The following is a 14832-nucleotide window of genomic DNA, read 5'->3' as shown; positions in this document are numbered from 1 at the left end:
GTTCGGAGTGGTGGTGAAAGGATGAGCCGCAGGGGATGAGCGATCACCGCCCAAAGCGCCTGTCGTGCTCGTCGATTTCGAACCCCAGCCGGTCTGCTGCCATATAGGTGTCTGCAGCGATGCGGTTCAGGCGTTCGATGGCGGCTGCCAGCAAGGCCCCGGTGCGGCCGCGGCATTCGCGCGTGTGCCAGGTGGCCAGTTCGCGCCGGACGCCGTTGAGGTCTTGCTTGAACTCGGCCAGCATGCGGCGCAGCTTGTGGTCCGCATCCACCGCGCCACGCGCACTGCCTGACAGCACGTGCGCCGACATATTGGCGATCTTGCGTTGCATGCCCACCAGCCGCCGCGTCAAGGCGTCGATCCGGCGCGCGCAGCGGAATTCCACCAGCACACCCGGCGGCAAGGCCCCGTTCAGCGCGCGCGCCGCCGCGCTTTTCAACGACTGTACCGCGGCAGTGAAGAGCTGCCTGATCGCTACTGTCAGCATGATGTTGGCCAGGTAAGGTGGATGGAAAAACACCCGAGGCACGAACGGCTCGGGTGCCTTGCAGTGTGGGGGCGTTCGATAGTGGTGTCAAACGTCTCGCGGGTCGAATCTCATGATCCGGCACAAGGTTCGCCGCGATTACCTCCGCTACTTAATTCCACGGCAAGAACTCGATGCCGTGCTGGATCGTGCCGATCACCTGGGCCTGGTTCTCCGCGCTCTCGCTGAAGTTGCTCAGCACCTGGGCGCGGCTCTCGCCGTGCTGCTGGATCGCGGCCATCCAGAAATCATAGCCGGCCTGATCGCCCGAGCGGTGCAGCACATTCATGTACAGGGTCTGCACGAACAGGCTGTCGCTCGAGTTGGGACCGTACAGGTTCGCGAATTCCTGGCTGGCCACGAAGCCGTTCGAGGCCTGGTCGAGCGACATGCCATTGTCCATCGCCTTGATCCAGTAGCCGAGGCCCGCGGCATCGGGCGTGCGGCCGAACGCGGCCTGGTACAGCCGGTATGCCTGGCCCGCCGTGCCGCTGATGTCGAACGCCATCGTCTCATCGCTGAACTGCAGGCGCTCGATATTGGTGAGCGTATCCTGCACCGCTCCGGCGCCACCAGTGACGGTCAGGCCCGCCGTGCCGGTGGTCACCGTGTACGCCGTGTGCGCGCCGGAATAGGTGACGGTGTCGAGCCCGCCGCCGCCATCGATCACGTGGCTGCCGGTGCCGGACACGAACACGTTGTTGCCAGTGGTGCCAGTCAGGTGATCCGGCGTGGTCGTCGTCGTGCCGCCGCTGCCGGTGCTGCCCGTGCCGGTGCTGCCCGTCCCGCTGGTATCCGTGCTCCCGCCACTCGTGCTGCCGGTTCCCGTGCTGCCGCTGCCCGTGCTTCCGGTACCAGTGGTGCCGCCGCTGGTTCCGCCTCCGCTGGTGCTGCCCGAGCCCGTCGATCCCGAACTGGTGCTGCCACTCGAACCGCTGCCGACCAGCACGCGCGCCTCGATCGTGCTGCCGCTCGCGCCGCTGTCGATCCAGGCCGTGGCGAAACCGCCGTTGGTGAAGCTCGTCAGCGCCGGACTGGTCTGGTTACCCTGCGCCATCTGGTTGATCTGGAACTCGTGCCCGTCGACCGCGCTGCCATCGGCTGCGTAGCGCCGCCCGAACACGCCCATGCCGTCGGCGTCCGGGCCCTGCCAGGCGACCACGAAGCCGCCGTCCGGCGTCGCCGCGACTTCGGCGTCGAAGTGCCCGCTGCCGCCGTCGAGATTGGCCTGCTGGATGGCGCCGAGCGCATGCCCGCCATTGTCGAAGCGCTGGAAGAAGATGTCGCTCATCGAAAAGCCGCGCGTGTCGTTGCTGTAGCTGTCCCACGCCACGACATAGCCGCCGCCGGCGAGCGCGGTCACATGCGACAGCGGCGCCGCCGTCATCACGTTCGCCGCGGCGCCGTCGGTGGTCACCGCTCCCGGCGAAAGGTTGCTGCCGGTTGCGGTGTACACATTGCCGTCGCCGATTTCGCCCCAGCTCACCGCGTAGTCGCCATTGCTCAGCGCGGTCAGGCTCGGGTTGTAGGCGGTGCCCAGCGCGCCCAGCACCTGCTCGCTGCCGACCGGTGCGCCGGTGGCGCTCTCATGCTGCAGGTGCACCTGGCCGCCGCTGGTCCAGGCCAGCATGAAGCTGCCGTCCGCCAGCCCGGTCACCGCCGCCATCGAGGCATTGGCGCCGGCCACGACTTGCGCGCCCACGCTGCCATTGGCCTCGACGATACGAAACGCCACCTGGCTGCTGCCATCCAGTTGCTGCAGGGTATAGGCCGCCACGAAGCGGCCGCCGGCCAGCATGCCCAGCGCCGGCTGGCTTTCCACCGCCGCGTCGCTGCCGGAGGTGATCGCGAACGGCGAGCCGACCGCGTTGCCGTTCAGGTCATGCAGCTGGCCCCAGATGGCGGAATCGCTGCCCTGCCATGCCGCCGCGAACGTGCCGTTCGACAGCGTGGCCAGCACCGGGGCCGCGCTGGCGCCGCTGGCTGCGCCGTAGGCCGCGTCGTTGCCGAACGCGGCCAGGTCGGTCGAGCTGCCCTTCACCACGTTGAACGACATGGTGCCCGCGACGCCGCCGACCGGATTGCCGTTGGCATCCTTCTGGTAGATGTCGTAATAGTGCACGCTCACGGTGGCCGCCGTGTCGAGCGACGGCATCGCCGCCGCGTTCGCGATCACCAGCTTGGTCACGCCGGTGGCCGCGTCGGTCGACAGGCCGAACAGGCCCGGCTGAGATTGGCCATCGATCACCCAGGTCCCACCCAGCGGATTGCCGCCGTCGATCGCTTTCAGCACGGTCACGGCGTCGCCGTTGTGCAAGGTCGACAACATCGAGCCGCTGACGTTGACCAGGCCGACCGGCTGGTCGTCCGCCGCCACGCCGGCGCTGCTGGAGGCCACGCTGCCATCGGCCAGCTGCCAGTGCATCGTGAACGTGCCCGGGTCCATCACCTCGTTCGTATCCTGGTCGACGAAACGCCAGACCGTGCTGGCCGGCAGCCATGCGCCTTCGCTGTCGGTCGGCAGCGCGTAGCTGCTCCAGGTGCTGCCGCCGTTGCTGCTGTATTGGAAATAGCCGCGCGCCATTTGCTGGTTCGCGCTGCTGTCCAGGAAGAAGGAAACGGCGGTGATGGCCGAACTGCCGCTTGCCGTGGCCACGCTGGCGTTGTTGAAGGTCCAGGTGTAGCTGGTCGATCCGGGGCGAACGTAGATGCTGGTAGTGGGAGTAGTCATTGATTCCTTGGGTTCCAAATCGCCGCGGGCGCGGCATGCGCCAAGCGTGGCGCAATGTGTTTGGGATTGAGTGACGAGCGGAAATAATGACTGAGGTCAACGCCGCCCGCAACGAAGAAATGGCTCAACCACGGGCTTTACGCGAAAATCCAACAGAAAATTATCAGCCTGAATAGCAAGGTTTTTCACCTTGGATATCAGGCATTCAACGAAGCTTGTGAGAACGATCAGGACAAGCTTGTCACGCAATAATCGGCCATTGCCGCGAGGACACCCGCGTCTTCACCGACCGGTCCGGCAACGTCGATCGATAGTTGCGGATGTTGCGTGCGCAGGCGCTCGACCAGGGCCGGAAGGTCGCGCTGCAAGTGGCCGCCGAGGCCAAGGAACACGGGGACGATGCTGATGCGGGTGATGCCGCGGGCCGCCATTGCGGCGACCTCGTCAGGCAGGCTGGGCGCCATCAGTTCCAGGAAGGCCAAGGAGACCTCGCAATCGTCGACCCGCGCCGCCGTCATGTCGCGCAAACGCTCGAACGGCTCCGCCCATCCGGCCGAGCGGGCGCCGTGCGCGAACAGGATGAGGGCGCGGCTGGCCATCAGTGCCGCTCCACCCACCACAGCGCGCCGATGGTCAGCAGCAGGAACAGCAAGCTGGGCGCGACCGCCGTCAGGAAGGCCGGCCAGGTCGACAACAGGCCGAGGTGCGAGAAGAGCGAGTTCATCAGGATGAAGGACACGCCGATCATGATGCCGATGAAGATTTTCAGGCTGATACCGCCGCTGCGCGTGTGCAGGTAGGCGAACGGCAGCGCCAGCAGCATCAGCACGAAGATCGCGAGCGGGTCGACCAGCTTCTTCCAGAACGCGATCTTGAAGCGCTCGGTCTCCTGGCGGTTCTCGGCCAGGTGGCGGGTGTACACGGCCAGCTCGTTGGCCGACATGCGGTCGGGATCGGAATGCGACACCGACAGGATCTTGGGTGTGATTTCCGACACCAGGTCGAGCGTCGGCACGCGCCGCGTCGATACCGAACTGGTCTCTTGGCCGTAGGTGCTCTGGATCGAGGTGCCCGGCGGCAGCGGCGCGCCCGGCTCCGGCAGCACGCGGCTGTTGTTGAAGCGGGTCTCGGTGACCTCGCGCAGCTGCCAGGTGTTGCTGCCGTCGTAAGTGGCACTGGCCGCCGTGATAAGCGAGCGCATCCGCATGCCGGTGTCGAACTCGTACAGCTTCACGTCAATCAATTGCCCGTCCGGCTTGATCTGGCGGACATTGAAGAAGCGCGAGCCGATTGCCGGCCCCTTCACGCCCTCGGCATGCACGATGTCCTTGGTCCACATGCCCGAGCGGAACTCGGCCGACACGGTGCCGCCCTTGGCCGCGAGCTTGACGCGTTCGGCCAGCGGCGTGCTGCGCGGCGTAATCAGCTCGCCGAACAGGAAAGTGACCGCGACAAACACGATGCCGATCTTGCACAGCATGCTGGCCGCCATGCGCGTCGACATCGACGAGGCGCGCATGATGGTGAACTCCGAACTCTGCGCGAACTGGGCCATGGTGTAGATGGTGCCGATCAGGGCCGCCACCGGCATCACTTCATACACGTGGCCCGGCACCAGCAGCAACACGTACAGGAAAGCATGCTGGATCATGTAATTGCCCTTGCCCACCGACGGTAGTTCCTGGGCCAGGTCCATGAAGGCAATCAGGGCCAGGAAGGCGACCAATACGAACACCACCGCCTGTGTAATGTTGACGGCGAAATAGCGCTGCAGGATTTTCATTCGATCTCCGCCTCGGCCTTCTGCGCCTTCTGCTGCGGCGCCTGTTCGGCAGCCTTGCGCAGGAAACGGCGGTGCTTGAAGCCGCTGATCAGCATCAGCGGGTGGTAGCGGTGGTTCACGTTCAGGCGCCAGGCGAACAGCAGCAGCGCGGCCAGCAGCGCCAGCAGGTGCAGCGGCCACCACATCATGCCGAATGAGGTCTTGCCCTGCTTGATGCTGGCTTCCACGACCTTGGTCAGGTTGCTGTAGGTGAAAAAGATCAGCAGCGCCAAAATGAGGTTGGCCGAACTGCCGGCGCGCGGATTGACGAAACCGAGCGGCACCGCCAGCAGCATCAGGATGACCACCATGATCGGCGGCGACATCCGGTAATACAATTCGGCCAGGGTGACGTGGTTGGGCGCCGCCAGCAGCGCCGGGGTGGATATCGAATCGACCGTCACGTCGGCGCCGGCCACCGGCATCTTGGTCTGCACGCGCATGCTATAACGCTCGAATTCCATCGACTGGAAATCGGGCATGCCCGGCGTACCCTGGTAACGGCGGCCATTTTTAAGCACCATGAATTGGCCGCCCTTGCCATCGGCTTCGATCACGCCCTGCCTGGCGACGACGATGGAATTGGCGCCGTTTTCTTCGGTGTTGACGAATACATTCTGCACCACGGTATTGCCGCCGCCGGTGCTGCCTTCGACGAAGAACACGCGATTGGACGAACTCGATTCGCGAAACTGGCCGGGCGCTACCCGTTTTAAATCTTCGCGCTTGTTGAAACGTTCGGTGAATTCGGTGCGTTTCTGCTGCGCCCACGGCGTGGCGACGAAGGACAGCCCGCCGGCGATGATCACCAGCGGAATGGCCAAAGTCATGACCGGTGCGATCCAGCGCAGCAGCGACTGGCCGGAGGCAAACCACACCACCATTTCGGAATCGCGGTAACTACGGGTGACCGCGACCAGCACCGAAATAAAGCTGGTGAGAATGATCAGAGTTGGCAGATAATTCAGGACTGTGAACGCGATCAGCGCGACCACGTCGCTCGATGCGACCTGGCCGCCGGCGGCCCGGCCCAGGATGGTGATCAGGGTCCAGGTGACGGTCACCGAGAAAAGCACCGTGAAGGTAGCACCGGCCGCGTTGACCATTTCACGTTGAAGGGCGCGTTGGAAAATCATTCGCTCGTTATAATTGCAGATTAGGCGGCGGTCGCGTCACAAAACACAATCGGAGAACCAAAAATGGACTTTAGCATAAAAGCATTCGACGCAAAAAACACCCTGGCCACGGCCAAAGCCGGCGTGATCGCGGTCGCGGTGTACGAAAACAAAAAACTGTCGCAGGCCGCGAAAGCCCTCGATCAAAACGGTGACATCGCAGCGGCACTGAAGTCCGGCGACATCTCCGGCAAAGCCGGTTCGACCCTGCTGCTGCGCGGCGTCGCGGGCAGCGCCGCCCAGCGCGTCCTGCTGGTGGGCATGGGCGCGGACGAAACCGCGAGCGAGAAAACTTTCACCAGCGCAGTGACCGCGACCATGAAAGCCTTCGCTTCGCTCGGCGCGGCCGACGGCATTATCGCATTCCCCCTCGCTTCGGTAAAAGAGCGCGACATCAATTGGGCGCTGCGCGCCATCGTGGTGGCCGGTTTCGAATCCGAGTTCCGCACCGACACGCAAAAGAGCAAGAAGGATCCGGCGCCGGCCGGCGTGCGCAAGGTCACCATTGCCACCGACGCCGCGGCCCAGGCCAAGGCCGCGCTGGCGCAGGCGGTCGCGATCGCCAACGGCATGAACCTGACCAAGGAACTGGGCAACCTGTCGCCCAACGTCTGCACCCCGACCTACCTGGCCAACACGGCCAAGAAGCTGGCTGCCGATTTCGGCTTCGACGTCGAAGTCCTGGAGCGCAAGCAGCTTGAAGCGCTGAAGATGGGCAGCCTGCTGTCGGTCGCCAAGGGCAGCGACGAAGCGCCCAAGTTCATCGTCCTCAAGCACAACGGCGGCAAGAAAGGCGCGGCGCCGGTGGTCCTGGTCGGCAAGGGCATCACCTTCGACACCGGCGGCATCTCGCTGAAGCCGGGTCCGGGCATGGACGAGATGAAATACGATATGTGCGGCGCCGGTTCGGTGCTGGGCACCTTCCGCGCGATCGGCGAAATGGGCCTGAAGCTGAACGTGGTCGGCATCGTCGCCGCCTGCGAGAACATGCCCTCGGGCCGCGCTTCCAAGCCGGGCGACATCGTCACCTCGATGAGCGGCACCACCATCGAAATCCTGAACACCGACGCCGAAGGCCGCCTGATCCTGTGCGACGCCCTCACCTACGCCGAGCGCTTCAAGCCGGCTGCGGTGGTGGACATCGCCACGCTGACCGGCGCCGTCATCGTCTCGCTGGGCAACCACAAGTCGGGCCTGTTCACCCGTCACGACGACGCCCACGACAAGCTGGCCGACGAACTGGTCGCCGCCGGCAAGCAAGCCGGCGACACCGCATGGCGCCTGCCGATCGGCGAAGAGTACAACGAGCAGCTCAAGTCCAACTTCGCGGACCTGGCCAATATCGGCACCCCGGGCGGCGCGTCGATCACGGCGGCCTGCTTCCTGGAGAACTTCACCCGCAAGTACACCTGGGCCCACCTGGACATCGCCGGCACCGCATGGAAGAGCGGCGCGCAGAAAGGCGCCACTGGCCGCCCGGTGCCGCTGCTGACGACCTTCCTGATGAACCGCGTGTAAGCGGATCAGCGCAAAAAGGGCAGCCGAGGCTGCCCTTTTCTACCTTTGAACTGTTCGAGGCGCTAACTGAAGTAAGAACGTCGTTCCCGCGTTCGCGGGAACGACGATCTTTGTACTAATGGCTGTCTTGGCCGATCAGAAAACGCTGTTCGCCGGCGCCTCCGCCGTCGCCGGATCGCGCGGCTGCTCGACCTTGGGAATCACCACGGTCAGCACCGGCGGATACGCAAACCCCGCCCCCGAATAGGTATCCATCACATACCCGATGCCGCCCGTCGTCAGCACGGTACCGATCAGGTCATGCGCGTCGTAGCGCGACTGCGCCACCTCGACCGCGCGGCCGATGCCATCGCGCGCGCAGTCGACCACCAGCGGACGGGCATAGCGCGCCACCGTCACCCGGCCCGGCGCCATCACGAACCAGCGCCCGAGTTCGTTGTACAGCACGCAGCCGACCCCGGTCAGTTCGCGATTGTTCTGCACGACGTGGACTTCGACGATCTGGTCGGTCGAATCCTCCGTCAGTGTGGCGCACCCGCCCAGCGCGGCCAGCGCAAAGAGCGCTGCCAGCTTCCCTATTTGCGACATGTAATCACCCGAATCACCACCCTGATCTATTAACGTCAGGATACACGGGATTCATGAGGGTGGTCAGGAAATAGCGTCGCCTTCCAGCGGCGCAAAGCGCGGGACCTGCTTGCCGTCGACCTCGACCAGCTCGAAGAAAACGTCCTTGGGGCGCGCCCACACCGTGCCATTGGCGGCACGGTAGATGATCAAGGGCGTGTGGTCCGCTTCGAGGGTGGCCTCGCAAACGAACTCGTACACACCGCCCTTGTAATGCCTGAACCGCATCAGGCTTTTTCGGCGATCTTCTCGCTGGCCAGCGCCCGGTGACGGGTGCGCAGGTTCAGGATCAGCTTGCGCGCGCCGGCCAGGCCGACGCTGTCGTCCAGCGTGTTGATCGCGTCCAGCACTTCGTTCAGCGTGCGCTCGCGGATTGCCGCTTCCTCGGCCGGCATGTTGGCGATGCGCTCGGCCGTGAACTTGGCGGGCAGGCTGGCTTCCTGCGCGCCATGGACCAGCGCGGCTTGCCAGATCATCCAGCGGCGCTGGGTTTCGTAGACGAGGTATTCGTCGGGCTTGTCTTCGCGGCGGCGCACGATATGACCGTCGCGCTGGGCCCAAGCTTCAAATGCGTTTCGCATGTCGTTCCTTTACTAAACCGGCACAGGAGTTTTGCTTCACGGCAATATTATCATCAAATATTGCCGTACTGCAATTGATTTTTTATTCGAAAGTAACGATACGCGATTTGTTGCCGGTTTGCCCGCGCTTGTTACATTTGACTACATTTGGACCAAAATAACTACTTGTTTGCCTCATTGTTAACGATTAATCATGTTTTTTTGATTACTACCATTATAATTTTATCATGTATTTTGACAAGGAGAGTTTACGAATGTTGCGCGATCGCCATTCAGCACCGATACTGCGGCAGTCCAAAACTATGCTGCCACATATGAAGATCGCCACCTGGAACGTCAACTCGCTGAAAGTGCGCCTGCCGCACGTGTTGCAATGGCTCGGAGAGAACCCGGTTGACGTGCTCTGCATACAAGAGACCAAGCTGACTGACGATAAGTTCCCGCTCGCCGAAATCAAGGAGGCGGGATACGACGCCGTCTTTACCGGGCAGAAGACGTACAACGGTGTCGCCATCCTGTCGCGCCACCCGATCACAGACGTCGTGCGCAACAATCCGCGCTTCGCCGACGAACAGCAGCGCATCATCGCCGCCACCATCGAAGGCATGCGGATCGTCTGTGCTTACGTGCCGAACGGGCAGACCGTTGAATCGGACAAGTACGCGTACAAGTTGGCGTGGCTGGCTTCGCTGCGCGACTGGCTGGAAGAAGAGATGCGCAGCCACGCGCAGTTCGCGCTGCTGGGTGACTACAACATCGCGCCGGATGACCGCGACGTGCACGATCCGGTGGCGTGGGCTGGGCAGGTCCTGTGTTCGGATCCGGAGCGCGCGGCGCTGCAGGCGCTGTGCGAACTGGGGCTGTGCGACTCGTTCCGGCTGTTCGAGCAGGCCGAGAAGTCGTTCAGCTGGTGGGACTACCGGCAGCTGGCGTTCCGGCGCAACTGCGGGCTGCGTATTGACCACATCCTGCTGTCGGCGGCACTGGCCAGGCGCTGCACCGCCTGCGCGATCGACCGCGTGCCGCGCAAGTGGGAGCAGCCGTCGGATCATGCGCCGGTGGTGGCGACGCTGGCTTAAGCGTTACCTCGCAAACCGTGGCCCCGGCGAAGTCTGGGGCCCATGCCGAGTTTCCGAATTCGGAAGCGGTCTATGGGGCCCGGCCTGCGCCGGGACGACGGTTTGGAGCTAACAAACCAGCATCGGCGCGATCTCCTCCGCCGGCAAGGGCCGCGAGAACAGGAAGCCCTGCGCCAGCTCGCAGCCCTGCTCGCGCAGCAGCGCCAGCTGGGCTTCGGTCTCGACGCCCTCGGCCACCACGTCCAGCTGCAGGCTCTTGGCCAGCGCCATCACGGCCGCGACGATCGCCCGGTCCTCTGCGCTCGCCACCAGCTCGCGCACGAAGGCGCGGTCGACCTTCATCTTGTGGACCGGGAAGCGCTTCAGGTAAGCCAGGCTTGAATAGCCGGTGCCGAAGTCGTCGATCGACAGCCCCACGCCCATCGCGTCGATCTGTTCGAGCAGCTCGATGGTCTGCCCGCCCGACTGCATCAGCGTGGTTTCGGTGATCTCCAGGTCCAGCAGCGCCGGCGGCATCCCGCTCTCGTCCAGGATGCGCCTGATCGAGTCGGCCAGGCCGCGCTGGGTGAACTGGCGCCCCGACAGGTTCACCGCCACCGGCACCACGGCCAGTCCGGCGCGCCGCCACGCCATCAGCTGTTCGCATGCGCTGCGCAGCACCCATTCGCCAACCGCGAGGATCATGCCGCTCTCCTCCAGGATGGGGATGAACTCGTCCGGCCCGACCAGGCCGTGGCCGGGACGGCGCCAGCGCAGCAGCGCCTCCAGCGAGCGCACCCGGCGCGTATCGGTATCCACGATCGGCTGGTAGAACACCTCGAACTCGTCCGCCGCCAGCGCCACGCGCAGGCTGCTCTCCAACTCGAAATGGCGCTCCGCCGCCTGGTTCATGCGCTTGGCGAAGAACTGCCAGGTATTACGTCCGGCCGCCTTGGCATGGTACATCGCGGCGTCCGCGTTGCGCATCAGGGTCTCGACGTCCTGCCCGTGGTCCGGGTACAGGCAGATGCCGATCGACGGCGTGATGTGCAGCACCCTGCCCTCGAACGGGAATGGTTCGCCCAGTACCTCGATGATCTTTTGCGCGATCTGGCTGCAGTCCGGGGCGCCGTCCACGCCCGGCACCAGCACCACGAACTCGTCGCCGCCGAGGCGCGCCACGGTGTCGCTGGCGCGCACCGCCCGGCACAGGCGGCTCGCCACTTCCTTGAGCAGGTGGTCGCCCGTGAGGTGGCCGAGCGAATCGTTGATGGTCTTGAATCGGTCCAGGTCGATGAACATCACCGCCAGGCTGCGGCCGCCGCGCTGGCTGGCCAGCATCGCGCGTTCGAGGCGGTCGGCCAGCAGCGCGCGGTTGGGCAGGCCGGTCAGGCTGTCGTGGTATGCCATGTGGTGCACGCGCGCCTCGGCCTGGCGCCGCTCGACGATTTCGGCCTGCAGCAGCGCGTTGGCGCCGGCCAGTTCGGCGGTGCGTTCGAGCACGCGCAGCTCCAGCTCGTCGCGCGCGCGCGCCACCGCTTCCGCCGCATCGCGCCGCGCGGTCACATCTTCGACCATCCAGACGGTGCCGGCATCGCGCCGGTCCGCGCTCACGGCGCGCGCGCGGATCCGTCCGACGAAGGTGGAGCCGTCGCGGCGGCGCAGGGGTTGCGCCTGCACCTCGAACAGCTGGCCTGACGCGATCACGCGCTGGAACTCTGCGCGCAATGCCTCGTAATCCTCGTCGCTGCTGAACAGCAGGCTGGCCTCGCGGCCCGCCAGTTCAGCCGGAGGATAGCCGAACATCTGCGCCATGCGTGGGTTGCAACGCTTGAGCGTACCCATTTGCGTGAATACGATGCCGACCGGCGCACTGTCAAAAATGGTCTCGTATTCCAGGAGCGCCAGCGACTCGTCCGCGATGGGCGGTGTGGTCGTTACTCGATCCATGCTCTCTCGTTGTTGTTCTCGCGGGCTCCCGGTCGGGCCGCTGTGTTAGCAGGATCATAAACGTAATCGGCCGGGTTCTGGCAAGCCCCTGCCAAAAAAAGATCGCGGCGTGTATCAGATTACGTACAGGTCGACGTAGTCGCTGACTGTCATTACATCCAGCACGTGCGGGTCCAGCGATGCAGCAAGGATGGCGTCCTGCTGGCGCGGCGGGAAGCGGCGCGCGAGGTTGGCGCGGAACTTCGCCAGCAGCAGCGGGATGCCCTCCGCGCGCCGCCGCGCATGGCCGATCGGGTACTCCACCAGCACTTGGTCGAAGCGGCTGCCATCGGCGAATTCCACCGTGAGCCCGTTCGGGATCGCGCGCCGCGCCGGGTCGTGGTAGGCGGCGGTGAAGGCCGGGTCGTGGACGCAGTGGATCTTCGCGCGCAGCGCGTCAATACGCGGATCCGCCGCAATCTCGTCCTCGTAGTCGGCGGCGGTCAGGCGGCCGTGGATCAGCGGCAGCGCCACCATGTACTGGATGCAGTGGTCGCGGTCGGCCGGATTATCGAGCGGTCCCTGCTTGTCGATGATGCGCATGCATGCTTCGTGGGTACGGATGGTGACGCGCGCGATGTCGTCGCTTGTCTTGCCCGCCTCCGCCATCGCGGCGTAGATGGTCATCGCCGCCTCCACCGCGGTCTGCGCGTGAAACTCGGCGGGATACGAAATCTTGAAGAGCAGGTTCTCCATCACGTAGGAGCCGTATTCACGCTGGAAGCGAAAAGGCTGGCCCTTGAACAGCACGTCGTAGAAGCCCCAGGTTTTCGCGGTCAGCGCGGTTGGATAACCCATCTCGCCGGTCGCGGCGATGAGCGCCAGCCGCACGCCGCGGCTGGTGGCGTCTCCCGCCGCCCACGACTTGCGCGAGCCGGTGTTGGGCGCATGGCGATAGGTGCGCAGCGCCTGGCCGTCGACCCAGGCCAGCGAGACCGCCGCCAGCATCTCGCCGCGCGAAAGACCGAGCAGCTGCGCCACCACCGCGCAGGTGGCGACCTTGACCAGCACCACGTGGTCCAGCCCGACCTTGTTGAAGGAGTTTTCGAGCGCGATGCAGCCCTGGATCTCGTGCGCCTTGATCATCGCGGTGAGCACCGCGCGCATGGTCAGGGGCGGTTTGCCCTGCGCGAGCGCGCGCCGCGACAGCCAGTCGGCGGTGGCGAGGATGCCGCCCAGGTTATCGGAGGGATGCCCCCACTCGGCCGCCAGCCAGGTGTCGTTGAAGTCCAGCCAGCGGATCATGGCGCCAATATTAAAGGCCGCCTGCACCGGATCGAGCTGGAACTGGGTGCCTGGCACGCGCGCGCCGTGCGGGACGATGGTCCCATGCACGACGGGACCGAGCAGCTTGGTGCAGGCGGGGTAGCCGAGCGCCTCCAGCCCGCAGCCGAGCGTGTCGGCGAGGCAGAGGCGCGCGGTGTCGTAGGCCAGCTCCGAGCTGATCTCGTAGCCGAGCACATAATCGACGATGTCGGCAATGACCTGGTCGTAGGGCTGGCCGACGTTGGCTGCTTCGGGCATGGCGGGCCTCCTGAAAAGGTGGCGTTGAACAATGGGCGGCGCGCCCTGCCCTCCGCTGGCTTAGAAGGCGTCGCCGGGGACGCGCACCCAACCTTCCATCAGCACGCGCGCGCTGCGGCTCATGATGGCCTTGGTGACGCTCCAGTCGCCATCGACCAGCCGCGCTTCGGCGCCCACGCGCAGGGTGCCGGAAGGATGACCGAATCGTACCGCATTGCGCTCGCCGCCGCCCGCCGCCAGGTTTACCAGCGTGCCCGGGATGGCGGCCGCGGTGCCGATCGCCACCGCCGCGGTGCCCATCATCGCGTGGTGCAGCTTACCCATCGACATGGCGCGCACCAGCAGGTCGACGTCGCCGGCCTTCACCTGCTTGCCGCTGGATGCCGTGTAGTCCTGTGGCTTGGCCACGAAGGCGATCTTGGGCGTGTGCTGGCGCAGCGCCGGATCGTCGACGCTCTTGATCAGGCCCATGCGCACTGCGCCGTGGATGCGGATGGTCTCGAACATCGCCAGCGCGCGAGGGTCGCCGTTGATCGCATCCTGCAGCTCGGTGCCCATGTAACCGATCGCGTCCGCGTTCACGAAAATGGTCGGGATGCCGGCGTTGATCATGGTGGCCTTGAGCGTACCGATACCGGGCACTTCAAGATCGTCGACCAGCCGACCGGTCGGGAACATCGAACCGCCCGATCCTTCCTCCTCGGCGGCGGGATCGAGGAATTCCAGCTGCACTTCGGCGGCCGGGAAAGTCACGCCGTCGAGTTCGAAGTCGCCGGTTTCCTGCACCTCGCCGTTGGTGATGGGGACGTGGGCGATGATGGTCTTGTTGATATTGGCCTGCCAGATGCGCACCACGGCAACGCCGTCGCGCGGCACGCGGGCAGGGTCGACCAGGCCGCTGGCGATGGCGAAGGGGCCCACCGCGGCGGACAGGTTGCCGCAATTGCCGCTCCAGTCGACGAAGGCGGTGTCGATGGCGACCTGGCCGAACAGGTAGTCGACGTCGTGACCGGTGCGCTCGCTTTTCGACACGATCACGGTCTTGCTGGTGCTCGAGGTGGCGCCGCCCATGCCGTCGATCTGCTTGGCGTAGGGGTCGGGGCTGCCGATCACGCGCATCAGCAGGGCATCGCGCGCGGCGCCGGGCACGCGCGCGCGCTCGGGGAGGTCCTGCAGGCGGAAGAAGACGCCCTTGCTGGTGCCACCTCGCATGTAGGTGGCGGGGATTTTGATTTGGGGGGCGTTGGCCATCTCTCTTTTCTCCAGAACCGTCGTCCCCGC

General features: G+C 65.1%; 13 protein-coding genes. 2 read left to right on the top strand and 11 right to left on the bottom strand.

The window, feature by feature from the left end:
- Window positions 1–43 precede the first annotated feature (43 nt).
- From NX778_RS24375 to lptF, 5 genes are all read right to left on the bottom strand, one after another.
- The gene (locus tag NX778_RS24375; protein ID WP_258814410.1) at window positions 44–487 is read right to left on the bottom strand and encodes a hypothetical protein; all 444 of its coding nucleotides are present in this window, start codon (window positions 485–487) and stop codon (window positions 44–46) included.
- Between the two features lie 151 nt (window positions 488–638).
- The gene (locus tag NX778_RS24370; protein ID WP_258814409.1) at window positions 639–3257 is read right to left on the bottom strand and encodes a DUF4214 domain-containing protein; all 2619 of its coding nucleotides are present in this window, start codon (window positions 3255–3257) and stop codon (window positions 639–641) included.
- Window positions 3258–3484: 227 nt separating this feature from the next.
- Entirely contained in the window at window positions 3485–3856 is a 372-nt protein-coding gene (locus NX778_RS24365) for a sirohydrochlorin chelatase (RefSeq protein WP_258814408.1), read from the bottom strand.
- Window positions 3856–5040, bottom strand: coding sequence for an LPS export ABC transporter permease LptG (gene lptG / locus NX778_RS24360; RefSeq protein WP_258814407.1), 1185 nt, complete (start codon window positions 5038–5040; stop codon window positions 3856–3858). Before lptG ends, NX778_RS24365 begins: the two co-directional genes overlap by 1 nt.
- Window positions 5037–6215 (bottom strand): LPS export ABC transporter permease LptF, encoded by a 1179-nt coding sequence (gene lptF / locus NX778_RS24355; RefSeq protein WP_258814406.1) that lies wholly within the window; start codon window positions 6213–6215, stop codon window positions 5037–5039. Before lptF ends, lptG begins: the two co-directional genes overlap by 4 nt.
- Before the next feature lie 63 nt (window positions 6216–6278).
- Between lptF and NX778_RS24350 the strand changes: the two genes are divergently transcribed.
- Window positions 6279–7772 (top strand): leucyl aminopeptidase, encoded by a 1494-nt coding sequence (locus NX778_RS24350; RefSeq protein ID WP_258814405.1) that lies wholly within the window; start codon window positions 6279–6281, stop codon window positions 7770–7772.
- Window positions 7773–7907: 135 nt separating this feature from the next.
- Here NX778_RS24350 and NX778_RS24345 read toward each other — a convergent pair whose 3' ends face one another.
- The 3 genes from NX778_RS24345 to NX778_RS24335 all read right to left on the bottom strand — a co-directional run bounded on the left by NX778_RS24345 (window position 7908) and on the right by NX778_RS24335 (window position 8980).
- Entirely contained in the window at window positions 7908–8360 is a 453-nt protein-coding gene (locus NX778_RS24345; protein ID WP_258814404.1) for a hypothetical protein, read from the bottom strand.
- A 63-nt stretch (window positions 8361–8423) separates the two neighbouring features.
- Window positions 8424–8627: a DUF1653 domain-containing protein gene (locus NX778_RS24340; protein ID WP_258814403.1), complete on the bottom strand. Its 204-nt coding sequence runs from the start codon at window positions 8625–8627 to the stop codon at window positions 8424–8426.
- On the bottom strand, window positions 8627–8980 hold the full coding sequence (locus tag NX778_RS24335; RefSeq protein WP_258814402.1) for a phiTE_015 family protein: 354 nt from the start codon (window positions 8978–8980) through the stop codon (window positions 8627–8629). Before NX778_RS24335 ends, NX778_RS24340 begins: the two co-directional genes overlap by 1 nt.
- Window positions 8981–9294: 314 nt before the next feature.
- Between NX778_RS24335 and xth the strand changes: the two genes are divergently transcribed.
- Entirely contained in the window at window positions 9295–10059 is a 765-nt protein-coding gene (xth, locus tag NX778_RS24330; RefSeq protein ID WP_258814401.1) for an exodeoxyribonuclease III, read from the top strand.
- A gap of 108 nt (window positions 10060–10167) precedes the next feature.
- Here the strand turns inward: xth and NX778_RS24325 are convergent, their stop codons facing one another.
- From NX778_RS24325 to prpF, 3 genes are all read right to left on the bottom strand, one after another.
- A complete protein-coding gene (locus NX778_RS24325) occupies window positions 10168–11988 on the bottom strand; it encodes a sensor domain-containing protein (RefSeq protein WP_307728177.1) in 1821 nt (606 codons plus the stop codon).
- Between the two features lie 114 nt (window positions 11989–12102).
- Entirely contained in the window at window positions 12103–13551 is a 1449-nt protein-coding gene (locus NX778_RS24320) for a bifunctional 2-methylcitrate dehydratase/aconitate hydratase (protein WP_258814400.1), read from the bottom strand.
- Between the two features lie 60 nt (window positions 13552–13611).
- Window positions 13612–14802 (bottom strand): 2-methylaconitate cis-trans isomerase PrpF, encoded by a 1191-nt coding sequence (prpF, locus tag NX778_RS24315; protein ID WP_258814399.1) that lies wholly within the window; start codon window positions 14800–14802, stop codon window positions 13612–13614.
- Window positions 14803–14832: the final 30 nt, after the last annotated feature.

Source organism: Massilia terrae (genome assembly GCF_024753145.1).
In the GTDB taxonomy this organism is placed as follows: Bacteria; Pseudomonadota; Gammaproteobacteria; order Burkholderiales; family Burkholderiaceae_D; genus Telluria; species Telluria terrae.
This window is presented reverse-complemented; position numbering and strand designations above follow the sequence as displayed.